This window comes from Hyalangium gracile (assembly GCF_020103725.1).
Classification (GTDB): Bacteria; Myxococcota; Myxococcia; order Myxococcales; family Myxococcaceae; genus Hyalangium; species Hyalangium gracile.
On the sequence record NZ_JAHXBG010000034.1, the window covers coordinates 18,658 to 36,387 of the forward strand.

The 17,730-nt window shown below is 70.8% G+C and carries 6 protein-coding genes; all 6 read left to right on the forward strand.

Features of this window, described 5'->3' with window-relative positions:
• Positions 1–71: 71 nt before the first annotated feature.
• The 6 genes from KY572_RS41605 (at position 72) to KY572_RS41630 (ending at position 17,634) form a co-directional block, all read left to right on the forward strand.
• Entirely contained in the window at positions 72–5,375 is a 5,304-nt protein-coding gene (locus KY572_RS41605; protein ID WP_224249315.1) for a hypothetical protein, read from the forward strand.
• Complete coding sequence (locus KY572_RS41610; protein ID WP_224249316.1) at positions 5,372–11,122, forward strand: alpha-2-macroglobulin; 5,751 nt, start codon at positions 5,372–5,374, stop codon at positions 11,120–11,122. Before KY572_RS41605 ends, KY572_RS41610 begins: the two co-directional genes overlap by 4 nt.
• Positions 11,112–13,517 (forward strand): penicillin-binding protein 1C, encoded by a 2,406-nt coding sequence (locus KY572_RS41615; protein ID WP_224249317.1) that lies wholly within the window; start codon positions 11,112–11,114, stop codon positions 13,515–13,517. Before KY572_RS41610 ends, KY572_RS41615 begins: the two co-directional genes overlap by 11 nt.
• A 122-nt stretch (positions 13,518–13,639) precedes the next feature.
• Positions 13,640–14,089: a DUF2267 domain-containing protein gene (locus KY572_RS41620; protein WP_224249318.1), complete on the forward strand. Its 450-nt coding sequence runs from the start codon at positions 13,640–13,642 to the stop codon at positions 14,087–14,089.
• Between the two features lie 113 nt (positions 14,090–14,202).
• Entirely contained in the window at positions 14,203–16,779 is a 2,577-nt protein-coding gene (locus KY572_RS41625; protein WP_224249319.1) for a response regulator, read from the forward strand.
• A gap of 66 nt (positions 16,780–16,845) precedes the next feature.
• Positions 16,846–17,634, forward strand: coding sequence for a glutaminyl-peptide cyclotransferase (locus KY572_RS41630; protein ID WP_224249320.1), 789 nt, complete (start codon positions 16,846–16,848; stop codon positions 17,632–17,634).
• Positions 17,635–17,730 lie beyond the last annotated feature (96 nt).

Below are 17,730 nucleotides of genomic sequence, written 5' to 3' on the forward strand. Positions count from 1 at the left end.
GGCCAGGGGGGGAGTGAACTGGCCCGTCACTTGCTGCTAAGGCACCCCGCAAACCCCGCGCGAAAGCCTCCATGAGCCTGCCGCTGCTGACGCTTCCCCTTCTGCTGCTCCACGCCGCCTCGGTCTCCCCCGCGACCGTCCCTGCTCGAGGGGCGCAGGAGGCCATCCTCACGCTCGACAAGGCCGGGCGCTACATCGTCAAGGCCCACAGCCCTGCGGGCACGGCGTGTGACATCGTCGATCACGTCCGCGGACCGTTCGAGCACTCCGGCCAGGTGGGGCGCTCCAGCTGCGAGCTGGACCTGCTGCTGGACGCGGGCACGTACAAGCTGCGCCTGCGCTCGAAGTCCAAGGGCAAGGGGAACGTCACGCTGTCGGTGACGCCGTACACGGAGCTCAACCCCGCGCCGGTGCGCCTGGAGCCTCGGCGCGAGGTGAAGCAGACGCTCAAGGCCCGCCAGCAGGCCTCGTACTGGCTCAAGCTCGACCAGCGCCAGCCGGTGACGCTGCGCATCGCCGGGCGGCACGTGGGGGACGTGCGGCTGTGGCGCACGGGCGAGTGGCTGGAGCCCATCACCGCGCGAGACACCACCCCTCGGCCCCGCCCCGGCCAGCCCATCCACGAGTGGTGGTTCGAGTCCATGCTGGAGCCCGGCGTGTACCTGCTCACCGCGTATGGCTCGGGCTCCATGAAGTGGACCCAGACCGAGCCGGCGGATGACGCGGGGCTCACCGTGACGTGGGGCTTCCCGAAGGCCTCCGAGGATCGGATCGCCACCGTCACCCTGCCGGAGACGGGCCTGGCCACGCTGGAGTTCCCGGCCGAGCCGGCGGCGTTCTTCCTGTCGCGCGAGGGGGGCTCGAAGACGACCACGCGCCTGAGCCTGCACGGCATGGGAGATGACGGCTCCACGAGCGTGTTCTCCTCGGCCGAGACCACCTGCGAGATCGACGGCAAGGCGCTGGTGCCCGAGTGCGGCACATCCTCCAGCGTCAAGCGCCGCCGGGTCGCGCTCATCCGGGGCGAGCCGGGCGCCCGGCTCACGCTGCGGTGGGCTCGGCTGCTGGAGAGCCAGTGGCAGGACGGCGTCTACGCGAGCGGGGCTCAGTCGGTGCGCTTCAACGTCGTGAAGGGGGGCGACTACTTCGTCGGGATTCATGAGACGCCGCTCGACCAGGACTTCGCGCCCGTCGGCTGCGCGCTGAGCCAGCTCTTCTCCAATGGCGAGACGCTGCTGCAGCGGCGGGATCTGCTCCAGGTGGGGCCCGAGACGCCGTTCCGCCGCGCGTTCAACTACAACGGCAGCTCCGCCACGCTGCAGTTCGAGCTCACCCGCTCCGGGCGCTACGTCTTCCAGACGGCGGGCGAGCGGAAGAGCCGCTGCGAGCTGTTCCGCTACGACGGGGACAAGGTCACCCGTCTCACGGAGACCCAGCCGGAGGCGAAGACGTGCCGTGTCGCCTTCCCCGCGACCCCGGGTATGTACGAGCTGCGGCTGTACGGCGGGACCGAGGGCATCGAGAACGTGACGCTCGCCGCGGACGGGCCGCAGCCGCCGGCGGACACGGCTACCAAGGTGTCGTGCTCCTTCCCCAGGGTGCGCCTGAGCGACAACTCCACCTATGCGCTGACCAGCACGCGCAGCTCGGAGCGGGCGCTGCGAGGGCTGTTCGTCCGCCCGCTGCCGCTCACCTTGAGCGAGTCCATGGCGCTGGTGGTCGATGGGCGACGGAGCGTGAAGATCCCCGTGGCCAGCGGGCGACCCGTGGAGATCCGGGCGCTGGGCGGCGAGGCGTTCAGCTGCGCGCTCGGCGAGACGAAGGTGGAGGCCAAGGGAGGCACCTGCGCGCTGCCGGGCAACGCCGGGGAGCTCACGATCGAGAACCCCGGCACCTCGGCCATCACGCTCTCGCTGCGTCGGCCGCCACCGCCGCCTCCCGCGCCTCCGCCGCTGGTGGCGTTCAGCCCGAACCTCGCGCCGCTGCCGGTGCTCGCGCCCGCGACGCCCATGTGGCTGGACTTCGAGCGGGAGCAGTCGCACGCGCTCACCTTCGACGTGAAGGACGCCGGGCTCTACCACGTGACGAGCCAGGGGCTGCTCTCCACCGAGTGCCGCATCCGGACTCCGGTGGTGCAGGAGGTCGGCGCGGCGTCGGGAGGAGGACGCGGGCGCAACTGCCTGGTGTCCTCGTACCTGCGGCCCGGCCGCTACCTGCTCAACGTTCGCACGGTGGGCCAGAGCCGAGGCCGTGGTGCGGTGCTGCTCGAGCGGCGCTCGGTCAAGGCGGCGGAGGGGCTGAGCGGCGAGGCCCAGATCTTCTTCCGCGCCGACGCGGGCGATCTCATCCAGCAGAAGCTCCGAGTGCCGAAGCGGGGGACCTACACGCTGAGCACCGCCGCGCAGAGCGGGACGCTCCAGTGCCGGCTCGATGATCCGCAGGGCTGGCCCGTGGTGCCCATCCCGGCGCCCTGCACCAACTTGATGAACCTGGCGCCCGGGAACTATCTGTGGACGCAGCTGCCGCTCACGGTGGAGAGCATGCGCCGTACCTCGCTGGAGCGCGTACGGCCCACCGTCACGCTCAAGGGCAACAAGGTGCACGCGCTGCCGTTCAACGCCTGGTCTCGCGTGGAGCTGGGCAAGGACGGCAAGGACGAGTTCTCCTTCGAGCTGCCCTCCGGGCTGGACGTGTTCTTCGCGCTGACCCACGGCATGCAGGGGCGGCTCTACCAGGTGGGCGCGGACAACCAGCTCAAGCCGATCGACACCATCGCCCCGATGAGCGCGGACCTCACCCAGCCTCAGGCGAGCGCCGTGCCCCGGGTGCGCACGTACGTGCCACCTCCCGAGCCGGTCTCGGAGGAAGGGGAGGGCGGCGGCGAAGGTGAGGGCGAGGAGGGCTCGTCCGAGGAGAGCTATCAGGAGCCCGAGCCCTCCTATGAGGAGGAGGCGGAGGAGTCCCCCAGCCCGCCCGTCGCGGAGCCGCTGCCGGAGACGGATGCGCCCGCTCCCGCGGGGCGGGTGCTGTCCCTGGCGCCGGGACGCTACCGGCTCATCACCGAGCACAGCCGGGGGGACGTGGCCATCACCTACGCGGTCTACCTGCGCGTCGACACGCTGGCGCCGGGGATCGTCCGCGCGGTGTACGCACCGGCCCAGGTCCCGCTGCGCCTGCCCGCCGAGGGCACCCTGCGGCTCTCCACCAAGGGCGACACGGACGTGCGCTGCCGCATCTTCGACAGCGAGGGCCGCCTGGTCGTCGAGAACGCGGATCGCGGCGCGGACTGGAACTGCGCCATCGCCGAGCCGTTCGCCGCGGGCGACTACACGCTCGTGCTCGAGAGCCAGACGCAGCAGCCCGGCCCCACGCGCGTCTCCGTCGCGGTGGCGAAGGTGACGGACGCGGGCGTGCTCGCGGACAAGGCGACGCTCAAGCTGGATGCGGGCGTGCAGCGCGCGACGCTGCCTCCCCAGGCCGACAACGCGGTGCAGGAGGTGGCGCTGCGCTCCAAGACGGCCATCTCGTGCGCGCTCGAGGATGACAGGGGCGCGGTCGTCACGCGGCAGCTCGACACGCGCGAGTGCATGCTGCTCGTGCGCCCCGGCGGCGCCACCTGGCGCGTCCGGGTGTGGACGCTGAACAGCAGCGCCCAGGTGACGGCGGCCGTGGTTGCCCACCCGGTGGTGCCTTCCTCGGGCGGCAGCATCGCCCCCACCGCGGCGGTGCTGACGAAGGTTCCCCAGCCCGGTCGGTACCAGACGGGCGCCGGGCTGTACTGCCTGCCCGCGAGCCAGAAGGGGCCTCTGGAGCGGTGCGCGGGCGAGGTGTCGCTGGAGGCGGGAGACTGGATCTTCAGCGGCGCCGGTGGGCAGGAGGCCTCGCTGAAGCTCAACGAGGTGGTGGATGCGCTCAGCGAGCCGAAGACCGAGCGCGTGCGCCTCACCCGGGCCGCGTCGCTGCTGCGGCAGTCCACCCGGGCTCCCTCGCTCCACCTCTTCAAGGCCAGTGTGCAGGTCGGCGACCGGAGCAACCCCGCCTGTACGCTCGTGGGAGGCACGTCGCGGCAGGATGACTTCATGTGCGTGGCGGCGACCGGCCCTACGCAGCAGTCCCTGGCCCGCTGGTGGACGCCGTCACCCAGCGCGAGCGAGGCGACCCTGACGCGGCTCTCGGTGCCGATCCCCTCGGCCGCGGGAGCGCTGCAGCCAGGACTGCAGAACCTCACCTGGACGCAGGGCACGGCGCTCCAGCTGCGGATGCCCTCCACTCCCACCCGCGTGCAGCTCGCGCTGCCTCGGAATGCGTGGGCGGTGCAGGTGGAGGAGCAGGGCACGGCGGTCGACCTGTGCGCGCCATCTCCGGCGCTCGCGGCCTGCGTGCTCACCGGCAAGGGAGGCTCCATCTTCGTGTACTCCCCCGAGGAGCCGCGCACGCAGGCGGAGGTGGTCGCGATCGATCCCACGCCGCGCCGCGAGAACCTGGAGCGCCTCTATGAGCGGGTGAGCACCGCGCCCGCTCAGCAGCCCCTCGCCTTCGCCTCGCAGCCCACGCCGCGCCTGCTGACGGTCTCCGGGGCGCTCCGCTGCGTGACGACACTCGATGACGGCACGCGGCTGGAGGGGTGCGAGGCCCGCATCCCGGCAGGCCGCGCGGGCGAGACGGTGCTCGATCTGGGCGTGGGCGGCGTGCGCGCCGTGCTCACTTCCCCCACCGAGCTGAAGAGTGCCGCGCTCGGGCCCCTCTCGGCCCAGGCGAGCCCCGACCTCCCCGCGGCTCGGGCGCTCAAGCTGTCGGGGCCGCGCGTGGAGCGCTCCTTCACGCTGGCCTCCGACGCGGTGGTGCACGTCCGGGCGGACTCGGGCGTGTGCGGCCTGGCCCAGGGGGCCACGGTGCTCCGGGTGCAGGGCAGCGAGAAGGGCTGCTCGTTCGATGAGGTGCTCAAGGCCGGCAGCTATCGCCTGGCGGTTCGCGGCTTCGCGGACCGGGCGCTCTCCGGCACCGTCACCTGGACCCAGGAGCCCGTGAGGGAGCTGAAGGAGGGCGTGGCCAGCGAGGAGAGCTGGATCACTGCCTCGCAGACGCGCTTCTTCCGGTTCTCCACGCAGTCTCCGGGCCGGATCGGCCTGGGCCTGCAGGTGCCGGCGGAGCTCCTCGAGTGCACCGTGCTCGATCAGGATCAGAAGGTGCTGGGGGAGGGCTGCCAGCAGTTCCTCCAGCTCGACAAGGGCACCTGGCTGCTCGCGATCCACGCGCCCGCCAACGCCCGACCCCTCAAGTTCAAGCCCGTCCTCGTGGGACTCGCCGGCGCCAAGGCCGACGTCCCCGAGGAGTACCTGCGCGACTTCTTCCAGCGGATTGGAGAGAACCCGTGATTGCCGTTTCCCCGAGAGCCCTCGCGCTCCTCGCATTGCTCGCGGCCTTCCCCGCCGCGGCCCAGGACTACCGCCCCGCGGACGAGGACCAGCGTCCCGTGGGAGGCTCGGTCCGCATCCTCCCCGAGCAGTTCCTGCGCGGGTTCGATCCCGTCACCGTGTACTTCGACGACAACGAGGGCCCCGGCAAGCGTCCCGCGGATGACGGCGCGAAGCGGCTGAAGATCTCTCCGACCTGGCCCGGCCAGTACTTCTGGGCGGACAAGAAGACGCTCCAGTTCCGTCCCGCCGAGCCCTGGCCTCCGCTCCAGCGCTTCGCCTTCGAGGCCTCCGGCGCGCGCAAGGTGCTGGCGACGATGATGTCCGCGCCGTCGGCGATGTCTCCCTACGCGGACAGCACGAACCTGCGGCCCTTCCGCACGCTGACGCTCACCTTCCCGCAGCCGCTCCCGCTCGCGGCGCTCAAGCAGATGCTCACGCTCGAGATTCGCGACCTGCCGGGCCTGGCGGACTCGCCCACGCGGGTGGTGAAGGACTTCAACCTCTCCCAGCTTCCGCGGGACAACCAGCGCAGCCCGGCCGTCTACGCCATCACGCTCGACGAGGACGTTCCCGAGGGCAAGCAGCTCCGGGTGACGGTGAGCCTGGCGCTGGGCGAGGAGGGCAAGGTGCTCTGGACGGGGCGGCTCTCCACCCGGCCGGCCTTCCACCTCCAGTCCATCCAGTGCGGCTCGGCGAGCTTCGCGCTGACGGGCGGGGCCTCGGTGCCTCGCGACATGGCGCTCTCGTGCGGCAACCAGGGAGACCTGCCGCAGCTGGCGTTCTCCGCCGACGTGCAGGACCTGACGCTCACCGCGCTCAAGAAGCTGGTGCGCCTGGAGCCCGCCGTCCCGGATCTCCACTTCGAGGGCTACGGCAGCCGCGTCGCCCTGCGCGGAAAGTTCGTCCCCGACACGCTCTACCAGATGCGGATCTCCGCCGCGCCCATCCGGGACGACAGCGGCCGGCCGCTGCGCGATCCCGGCGACGTGCAGGTGTTCTTCCACCTCGGGTGGAAGACGGCCTTCCTTCGCTGGAGCCAGGCGAACGCGATCATCGAGTCCAAGGGGCCGCGGATGCTGCCGCTCCAGGGCTACGGCGACGCGCGGGCGGACGTGCGCATCTACCGCGTCGATCCCCTGCATGAGGGGCTCTGGCCCTTCCCCGAGCGCCCCGTCGTCATCAACGAGGAGAGCGCGCCGCCCTTCCCGGGCGAGGAGCCCTCCACGCCGGCGAACACGGCGGGCTACATCGGGCCCGAGGAGCTGATGTCCCATATCCGGCTGCTCGGCTCGCCGCTGATCTCGCGGGTGGTGGATCTGCCCCTGGCGAGCAAGAGCGGGACGACGAGCTTCGGCCTGGATCTGGGGCCGCTGCTGGACGAGGCGGTGGGCCGCCAGCGTCCGGGCTCGTACCTGGTGGGCCTGCGCCGGCTCACGGGAGCGCCCGAGCGCGCCTATGTCCGCGTGCAGGTGACGAACCTCTCGCTCACGGCGGTGGAGGAGCGCGACCGCGCGGTGTTCTTCGTCCGCACGCTGGATGACGCGAAGGAGGTCCGCGGCGCCAGGCTCGTGATCGAGGGCCAGCGCCGGGTGCCGGATCCCAAGCGCCCCGGCCAGATGATGTACGTGCCCTTCTCGCAGCCGCTCACGACGGATGACGGGGGCCGGGCGGTGCTCGGGCCGCAGTCGGACTGGCAGAGCATCAAGCGCATCTCGGTCCAGAGCGGGGATGACATCCTGGTGCTGGATCCTCGAGATCCGCCGGCTACGTTCGCCCGGAACCACTGGTCCCCGTCCTCCGGGTTCCTCGAGTGGATCGGGCAGGACATCCCGCCTCCGCCGAACGATGCGCTGCTCGGGTTCCTCTTCACCGAGCGCCCCATCTACAAGCCGGGGGAGAAGGTCTTCATCAAGGGCTTCGTGCGGCGGAAGACGGGCGGCGAGCTGCAGCTGGTCCCCGCCGCCGCGAGCACCTACGAGCTGCGGGTGACGGGGCCCGGCAACCAGAGCTGGACGCTGCAGACCACCTTCAGCGCGCTCGGGTTCTCGGCGGAGTTCGCGGAGAAGGACGTGCCCACCGGTGAGTTCCAGGTGGTGCTCCTGGAGAAGAAGACGCTGACGGAGGTCGCCCGGCGCTCGTTCCAGATCGAGGCGTACCGCGTGCCCCAGTTCGAGGTGCAGCTGTCCTCCTCGAGCACCGTGCGGCTGGACGCGCCCTTCAAGGTGAAGGCGGTGGCGCGCTACTACGCGGGCGGCAACGTGTCCGGGCAGCCCATCGCGTGGACGGTGACGCGCCGGCCGCACTACTACGTGCCGAAGGGGCGCGAGGGCTTCCTCTTCGCGTCCAGCACCCAGTTCGCCCGCGAGGGCCAGAGCCGCGCGCCGGAGACGATCAGCCGCAACGCGGAGCTGGACGAGGGCGGCGCGGACGAGATCCAGGTGAACCCCGCGCTGGACCTCGACGGGAGCGCCCGCGTCTACCGCTTCGAGGCGACGGTGACGGGCGCGGACAACCAGCCGGTCTCCGCCGCCACCGAGGTGAAGGCGCTGCCGCCCTTCGTGCTGGGCATGAAGCTGCCGCGCTACTCGGACAAGCCCTTCGAGCTGAAGCCGGAGATCATCGCCGTCGGCGTGGATGACAAGGCCGTCAAGGGCCAGGACGTGACGGTGCGGCTGTTCCGCCGCGTGTGGCACAGCCAGCTCCGGGAGACGCACTTCGCCACGGGCGACGCGCGGTACGTGACGGAGCAGGAGGACGTGAAGCTCTCCGAGCAGGTGGTGAAGACGGACGTGCAGCCGGTGTTGCCGTCCTTCGCGCTCAAGGAGGCGGGCGTGTACGTGGTGGAGCTCATCGCCCGCGACAAGCTGGGCCGCGTGCAGACGCTCACCGCGGACCTGTACGTGGGCGGGCAGACGCCCGTGGCCTGGAAGAAGCCACGCCAGGGCGTGTTCGAGCTCGCCACCGACAAGCCGAAGTACCGGCCGGGAGACACCGCCCGCATCATCATCCAGAGCCCGTTCCAGCAGGGCCGCGCGCTGGTGGTCGTCGAGGAGCCGGGTGGCAACACGTACACCTGGCGCGAGGTCTCCGGCGGCAAGGCGGTGCACGAGCTGACCATCAAGCCGAACCACGTCCCGAACGTGGCCGTGCACGTGGCGCTCATGCGCGGCCGGCTCGGGGAGGGGAAGACGGAGGATGCGCGCTATCGGCCGCAGACGCTCGGGGCGTCCATCGACGTCGAGGTGGAGCCCGCGCGCAACCAGGTGGCGGTGGAGCTCAAGCACCCGGACACGGCTCGGCCGGGGACGAAGATCCCCGTGGAGATCTCCCTCAAGGATGACCGGGGCGGGGCCGTGGCGGGCGAGGTGACGCTGTGGCTGGTGGACGAGGCGGTGCTCTCGCTCGCGCCGGAGGGCCCGCTGGATCCGCTCAGCGCGTTCATCATCCGGAACTCTCGCGGCACCACGCTCCGGGACTCGCGCAACAGCCTCGTCGGCAAGCTGTTCGAGCAGGAGGATCCCGGCGGTGACGGCTCCGAGGAGGATGCCGCCGCGATGAGCGGCAAGCGCATCGTGCGCAAGAACTTCCAGACCGTGCCCTTCTACCAGGCGACCGTGCAGGTGCCCGCGTCGGGCCGGCTCACGCTGGAGGTGCCGCTGTCGGACGACCTGACCAACTTCCGGGTGCGCGCGGTGGCGGCGTCCGGCGGCCAGCGGTTCGGCTTCAAGCAGCAGACGCTCAAGGTGCGGCTGCCGGTGCTGGTGCAGCCGCAGCTGCCGCGCTTCGTGCGCCAGGGCGATCGGTTCTGGGGCGGAGCGGTGGGGCGCGTGGTCGAGGGCAGCGGCGGGCCGGGCGCGGTGAGCATCCAGCTCTCCGGCCCCGTGGAGGCCAGGCCCTTCGCCCAGGCCGTGGACCTGCAGCTCAACAAGGCCATGTCCTTCGTCACGCCCATCCAGGTGAAGGAGGCGGACGTGTCCAAGCCCCACTCGCTCACCGTGCGAGTCGACGTGGAGCGCAAGTCCGACAAGGCCGGGGACGCGTTCGAGGTGCAGATCCCCGTGCTCCCGGACCGGGTGACGGAGCAGTTCGCCTACTTCGACACGCTGAAGGCCGGGAAGAGCGCGCTCAAGCCCATCCCCGAGCCGGCCCGCCCTGGGACGGCCTCCCAGGAGGTGGTCGTCTCGTCGGTCCCCGGTGTGCTCGAGCTGTTCGCGGGCCTGGACTACCTGGCGGCGTACCCGCACGGCTGTCTGGAGCAGAAGATGTCCAAGCTCTACCCGGAGGTGGTGCAGAGCTCGCTGTTCCAGCGGCTCGGGGTGGAGACCGCCTTCTCCAAGCAGGTGGGCGTCCACGTGAAGCGGCTCCAGGAGGAGATGACCACGTACCAGGACTCCAGCGGCCTCTTCGCCTTCTGGCCCGGTGGCCCGGGCGACGTGCAGGTGACGGCGCAGGCGGTGGAGTTCCTCGAGTCCGCCAGGCGCGCCGGGCTGCCGGTGGATGCGAAGCTCCTGGAGCGCTCCACGGAGGCGCTCAGGCGCGTGCTGCGCAGCGACTACGCCGGGTTGCTGCCGGACTGGCGCTACAACCAGCAGGTCGCCGCGCTGAGGGCGCTCGCGTGGACGGACAAGCTGGACGAGCACTACCTCGTGGACCTGTTCCAGCAGCGCGAGCGGATGGACGTGATGGCGCTCGCGGACCTGGCGAGCACCATGTCCCGCGAGCCGAAGATCTACCGCACCAACCTGGACGCGCTGAAGGGCGAGCTGTGGGATCGGGTCATCATCAAGCTCAACCGCGGCAAGCCCACGTTCGAGGGCGTGAAGGCGGGGCGCAGCTCCTGGGGCTACGGCTTCCTCTCGTCCCAGCCGTCCATGGTCGCCGCCGTCTTCGAGGCGCTGCTGCGCCTGGCCCCGGAGGACAGCCGGCACGACCTGATGCGCGACGCGCTCCTGTCCTACGCGAGCCCCACGCAGGGCTTCCAGAGCACCTATGAGAACCGGCGGGCCATCGCCGCGCTGGCGCTCTACCTGGATCGCGCCAGGCCGAACGTGCCGAACACCACCGTCGCGCTCTCGTCCGCCAGGCCGCTCACCGTGAACGGAGACGTCAAGTCGGCGAAGGTGACGATGGCCACGGACAAGCCCCAGGAGGCCACCGTGACGGGCGGACCGGTGGGCGTGCGCGTCGCCTACAAGTACGTCCCCGCCACGCCGGGCGACAAGGTCGCCTCGACGCAGCAGGGCTTCCTCGTCTCTCGCAGCGAGACGCACCTGCACGCGGATGGCTCCGACCAGACGCGCTTCCAGGACAAGGCCGGCGAGACGCAGATCCTCAAGGTGGGGGACATCCTCGAGGTCCACGCCCAGCTCGTGAACGATCAGCCGCGGCCCCATGTCGCCTTCGTGGTGCCGTTCGCCGCCGGCCTGGAGCCGCTCAACCCCGCGCTCGAGAACGCCGGCTCGGACGCTCAGCCCTCGCAGGCGGACTCGATCACGCCGGCGTACGTGCAGCGGCTCGATCACGAGGTCCGCTACTATTTCCTCCAGCTCCCGCAGGGGACGCACACGTTCCACTTCCGCGTCCGCGCGGCGACGGAGGGCTCGTTCGTCCACCCGGCGCCCTATGCCGAGCAGATGTACCGCCAGGAGGTGCGCGGCCGGGGCGAGGGCATGCGCATCGTCATCCAGGGGGCCAATGAGCGCTAGGCGGACAGCCGCGGACGCCCTCCGGCGTCTCGCTCCTCGGCTCCGATCGAGGCGGACGTGGCTGGCGCTCCTGGCGCTGCTGCTCGTCGCCGGGGGGCTGTATGTGTACGCCCTCGACGACGCGCTCCTGTCCGTCGAGCCCTCGCGGCTGGTGCTCGATCGGCGGGGGCGCTACCTCGGTGAGGTTCCCGCCGGGGATGGGGAGCTCGGCTACTGGCCGCTGCCCTATGTGATGCCGGAGCGCGTCGTGGCGGCGACGCTCATCACCGAGGATCAGCACTTCCACGACCACCCCGGCGTCTACCTGCCGTCCGTCGCGCGCGCCGTCCTGCAGAACACCCGGAACGTCCGGGTCATCTCGGGAGCGTCCACGATCGCGATGCAGGTGGCGCGCATGCAGGAGCCGGGGCCGCGCACGCTGCTCCGGAAGGTCTCCGAGGCCCTGGAGGCGCTGCTGCTCATCCGCCGCCACGGGCACGAGCAGGTCCTCCGGCAGTACCTCATGCTCGCGCCCTACGGGAACCGGGCGCACGGCGTCGCTCGCGCGGCGCGGCTGTATTTCGACAAGCCGGTGGAGGATCTCTCGTGGGCCCAGGCGGCCTTCCTCGCCGGGCTGCCGCAGATGCCGGGCCGCATGAACCCGTACTCCCCCGATGGCCTGCGCCGCGCGACCAGGCGCAGCCACCGCATCCTCCGGGCGCTCCACGCCAAGGGGCTGCTCTCGGCGGTGGAGCTGGAGCAGTCGCTCGGCGCGGAGCTGGGCATCGTCCCGCGCCCGCGCCGGCGCTCCGAGGCGATGCATGCGGTGCTCGAGTGGAGCGCTCAGGCGAAGCGTCGCCAGAGCCCCATCTCGGTCGCGACGATCGATCTGGAGATCCAGGAGCAGGCGGCAGCCATCCTGAGGGACAACCTGGAGCGGATCGAGGACTCGGGGGCGGGCAACACCTCCGCGCTCGTGGTGGACACGGCCACGGGAGACATCCTCGCGTGGGTCGGCTCGCGGGACTTCTTCTCCGAGGAGCACAAGGGCGCGATCGACTTCGTGCGCACCCGTCGCTCTCCGGGCTCGGCGCTCAAGCCGTTCCTCTATGCGCTCGGGCTGGAGAAGGGCGCCTTCACCGCCGCCTCCGAGCTGCCCGACACGCCCATGGACGTCCGGAGCGACGCGGGCGGCGCGTACCTGCCCGAGAACATCAACCACACGTTCATGGGCCCCATGCTCCTGCGCGAGGCGCTGGGCAACTCGCGCAACATCCCCGCGCTGCGGGTGCTCTCGGAGGTGGGGGTGGAGCCCGCCCTGCGCTTCTTCGAGAAGGCCGGAGTGGGGGACATCCGCTGGGAGCCGGATCGCTACGGCCTGGGGCTGGCGATCGGGAACCTGCCCGTCACGCTGGAGGAGCTGGCAGGGCTGTACGGAGTCCTCGCTCGCGAGGGCGAGAGCCTGCCCCTGCGCCGCTTCGTGGACGAGCCGCAGGTCCCCTCCCGGCGCCTGCTGAACCGGGAGGCCGCGCAGCTCGTCCGGCACATGCTCGCCGATCCGCTGGCGCGCCGGCCCATGTTCCCCGCGGGAGGAGCGCTCGACTATCACTACGCCGTCGCGGTGAAGACCGGCACCAGCCAGGGCTACCGGGATGCCTGGACGGTGGCGTTCAGCGACCGGCTGCTCGTGGCGGTGTGGATCGGCAACCATGACTGGCGCCGGATGCGTGGCGTGGGAGGCGCGAACGGCGCGGCCGCCGCGGCACACCGGATCATGGATCTGGTGATGGAGGACCACCGCCCCTGGCAGCCCATGCTGGACGCGTTCCCTCCGCCCGAAAGGGCCGTGGCGGTGGATGTCTGCCCCCTGTCCGGCAGGCTCGCGAGCGTGGACTGTCCGCACCGCAAGAGCGAGTGGTTCGTCCCGGGCAGCGCGCCCACCCAGCACTGTCCGTTCCACGCCCAGGTGAAGCTGGACCGGCGCAACGGGCTCAGGGCGAGCCCCTCGTGTCCTGAGTCCGAGGTGATCTCCCGCGTGATGCTGGACCTGCCGGACACGTACACGCAGTGGGCGCGGAGCCAGCACCTCGATGTCTCTCCCCGGTTGGAGAGCCCCCTGTGCCCGGCGCATGAGGAGGCCCTGCAGCCGAAGGTCGTCATCCGCGAGCCGCGAGGCCAGGTGCGGCTGCTCTTCGACCCGGACACGCCGGCCTCCGCCTCCACGCTGCGACTGGCGGCGGAGGTGACGCCCAGCACGGAGCCCATCGTGTGGCTCGTGGACGGTGTGCCCGTGGCCACCGTGTCCTATCCCCATGAGTACCGCTGGAGCGTGACGCCGGGCCGGCACGTCATCACCGCGGCCATGTCACGGCACGCGGAGGTGAGCTCCCCGCTCACCGTGGTCGTCGAGGACTGAGCCTGCCTGGCAGGCGGCGGAAGCGCCCTGAGAGGGATGCTGTCTCGCGCTCCCTCGTTCTCCCGCCTGCTGCTGCGCGCCCGGAGGGCCCCCAGCGTGAGGGAAGCGCGAGGAGAATCCACATGCAAGAGCAAGAGACCCAGTCCTGGTCCGGCCTGGGCGTCGGCACGGATCGTCAGTCCTTCCTGAACAAGGTGGCCGAGCAGCTCCCGGACTATGAGCCCGTGAAAGCCGTCGAGGCCGTGTTCTGTGCCCTGACCGAGCGCCTTCCCGGCGGCATCATCCAGCAGCTCCTGGAGCAGCTGACCCCGGATGTGCGCGACATCGTGGGACGCTGTCACAAGCGCCTGGAGGCCGGGCCGGAGAAGCTGGACAAGGACGACTTCTATCTCCACGTGGCCAACCACCTGAACGCCGAGCCGGAGAACGTGCGGCTGGTCCTCTTTGGCGTCTTCGCGGCGCTGCACACCCAGATCACCCTGGCCGAGTCCGAGAAGGTGGCCAGCCAGCTCCCCGACTACGTGAAGGGCACCTGGGTGGACTCGCGCCGGGTCGCGGACCGACCGTACTGACAGGCCCCCCGGGGACCGTGGCCCGCCGTTGACTCCCCAACACGAGCAGGCTGGCGGGCCGTCGCGGCCTGCTCGGGACATGCGAGAGGAGAGGTGCTAGCCCTCTCCCTCCGATGCCCGACTCCCTCGACTTCAGGGCGCTCTTCGACCGCTCGCCCAACCCATACATGGTGCTGGACCGTGGGCTGCGGTACGTCTGGGCCAACGCGGCATATCTGCGAGTCACGGCGTCCCGGCTCGAGGACCTGCTCGGGCGCTCCCTGTTCGAGGTGTTCCCGCACGATCCCGAGGATCCCTCCAACCGGAGCGCGCGCGAGCTGAGGGAGTCGCTCGAGCGCGTCCTGTCCGGGCGCGTGCCGGATACGCTGGCGCTGATTCCCTACCGGGTGCCGCGTGAGACGGCTACGGGCCCCGTCCTGGAGGAGCGCTACTGGAGCGCCACCCACACGCCCATCCTCGACGAGCGGGGCGAGGTGGCCTTCATCCTCCAGCACACCGTCGATGTGACGGAGGTCCAGCGGCTCCAGCAGGCCATGAGCGCCGCGGAGGCGCGTCGGGGCTCCGTCAGCTCCGCGGAGCAGGTGCAGGCGGGGCTTCTCGGTCGCGCCCAGGCCGTCCAGGAGGCGAACAGGACGCTGGATGCCGAGCGCCGCCACCTGCGCCGGCTGTTCAAGCAGGCCCCCGGGTTCATGTGCTTCCTGCGCGGGGCCCAGCATGTGTTCGAGCTGGCCAATGACGCCTACTCTCAGCTGATCGGCCATCGCCCCGTGCTCGGCAGGCCGGTCAGGCAAGCCCTCCCGGAGATCGAGGGGCAGGGCTTCTTCGAGCTGCTCGACAAGGTGTTCGCGACGGGAGAGCCCTTCGTCGGCCGGAACCTGCCGGTCTTCCTTCAGCGGAAGCCCGGGGCACCGCTCGAGGAGGTGTTCATCGATCTGGTGTACCAGCCCATCATCGAGCCCGACGGGAGCATCTCGGGCATCTTCGTTCAGGGCCACGACATCACCGCGCAGAAGCGCGCCCAGGACGAGCTGCGGCGCTACCGCGAGCACCTCGAGGAGCTGGTGCGTGAGCGCACCCGCGCCCTGGAGGAGAGCGAGGCCGAGCGGCGTCAGGCCCAGGCGGAGCTGCACCACGCACAGAAGATGGAGGCCGTGGGCCAGCTCACGGGAGGCGTGGCGCACGACTTCAACAACCTGCTCCAGATCATCGGCGGCAACCTCCAGCTCCTGCAGAGGGACCTCGCCGGCAGCGAGCAGGCCGAGCGGCGCCTCCAGAGCGCCATTGGCGCCGTCGATCGCGGGGCCAGGCTTGCGTCCCACCTGCTCGCGTTCGCGCGCCGGCAGCCCCTGGAGCCTCGGGTCATCCACCTGGGGCGGCTCGTGCGCGGCATGGACGAGCTGCTGCGGCGGGCCCTGGGCGAGGACATCGAGGTCGAGACGACCATCGGCGGCGGCCTCTGGAACACCTTCGCGGACCCCAATCAGCTCGAGAACGTCGTCCTGAACCTGGCGATCAACGCCCGGGACGCCATGCAGGGCGCGGGCAAGCTGACCATCGAGGCCGACAACGCCGAGCTGGACGCCCACCATGCCCAGCTCCATCCGGATGTCACGCCCGGCCAGTACGTGCGCCTGTCCATCACCGACACCGGCTGCGGCATGCCTCCCGAGGTCCTCGAGCGGGTCTTCGAGCCGTTCTTCACCACCAAGCCCGAGGGGCGCGGCACGGGCCTGGGCCTGAGCATGGTGTACGGCTTCGTCCAGCAGACGGGCGGCCACATCAAGATCTACAGCGAGGTGGGGCGGGGGACGACCATCCAGATCCACTTCCCGCGCTCGCTCCAGGTCGAGGAGCCACACACCGAGCTGGACACCGGACCCATCGAGGGGGGCACGGAGACGATCCTGGTGGTCGAGGACGACGCCGGGGTGCGCACCACGGTCGTGGAGATGCTGTTGGAGCTGGGCTATCGCGTGCTCAAGGCCTCGGACGGACAGAGCGCGCTGGCCATCCTCCAGAGTGGCCTGCCCATCGATCTGCTGTTCACCGACGTGGTCATGCCGGGGCCGGTGCGCAGCACCGAGGTCGCCCGGCAGGCCCGGGCGCTGCTGCCCGACATCGAGGTGCTGTTCACCTCGGGCTACACGGAGGACGTCATCGTCCACGGCGGCCGGCTCGACTCCGGCGTGAGCCTGCTGAGCAAGCCGTACCGCCGCGAGGAGCTGGCCCGGAAGGTCCGCGCGATGCTCCGCCAGCGCCAGCAGCGGCTCGCCGCGAAGCCGGCGGAGGGCAGCGAGGCTGGTCGCACGCCCGAGTCCACCAAGAAGGAGCCCCTGCGCATCCTCCTCGTGGAGGATGACGAGGCGATCCGCTCGTCCGCGAGCGAGCTGCTGGAGGAGCTGGGGCACGGCGTGCGGGCCACGTCGAGCGCGGAGGAGGCGCTGGTGGAGCTCGGGGCCGAGAGCTTCGACGTGCTGTTCACGGACGTGAACCTGCCTGGCGGCTCGGGGGTGGAGCTGGCTCGCGAGGCGGTGCGCCAGCGTCCCAGGCTGCGCGTCATCATCGCCTCCGGCTACGGCAGCGCGGCGCTCTCCGAGGAGGGCGGACTGAAGGGGGCCGTGGTGCTGCCCAAGCCCTATGATCTCTCCCGGCTCGGCAGGGCGCTGGAGCAGGTCATGGCCCAGGCCTGAGCTCCTCGTTAACGAGGCTAGGCGTTGATACCCTCTCACGTGTTCTCGGCTCGGAGTTCCTCTCTCGTGCAGATTCGCCCGGTGACGCTCGCTCGGCTGTTGTGCCTCTTCCCCCTGGCGATGCTCGCCGCCTGCAGCGCGCATGGCGCCTCGCAGGGCGCGCCGACGTCCGGGTTCGAGATCATCCAGAGCTGGCCCCATGATCCGAAGGCCTTCACCCAGGGCCTGGTCTACCGGGACGGCAGGCTGTACGAGGGCACGGGCCTCAACGGTCGCTCCGAGCTGCGCGAGGTGAACCTCGAGACCGGTGAGGTCCTCCGCCGCGTCGCGCTGGAGGACCGCCATTTCGGCGAGGGGCTCACGCTGCTGGGCGGCAAGCTCTACCAGCTCACCTGGCGCTCGCAGGTGGGCTTCATCCACGACGCCGCGACGTTCCAGCCCGCGGGGCAGTTCCGCTACACCGGCGAGGGCTGGGGGCTGACGAATGACGGCACCTCGCTCATCATGAGCGACGGCAGCAGCGTGCTGCGCTTCCTGGATCCCGCCACGTTCACGGTCCAGCGCACCGTCAAGGTGAAGGACGGTGGGCGCGAGGTCTCCCGGCTCAACGAGCTGGAGTTCGTGGACGGCGAGGTCTACGCGAACGTCTGGGGCACCGATCTCATCGTTCGCATCGACCCGGCCACGGGGAGGGTGACGGGGTGGATCGATCTCACAGGGCTGCTGGCGCCCAGCGAGCAGCACGGCGATGAGGACGTGCTGAACGGCATTGCCTACGATCCGGCCACGGGTCGCCTGTGGGTCACGGGCAAGCTCTGGCCAAGGCTGTTCCAGATTCGCGTTGCTCCCAGGTGAACACTCCACCTGTTCGCCTGTTGTCCTGACGGCCGCGAGAACCGGGCCCGCGCCTGCCTGGCGCGTTCGGTTCGTCCATTTTAACCGCCTCGTTCA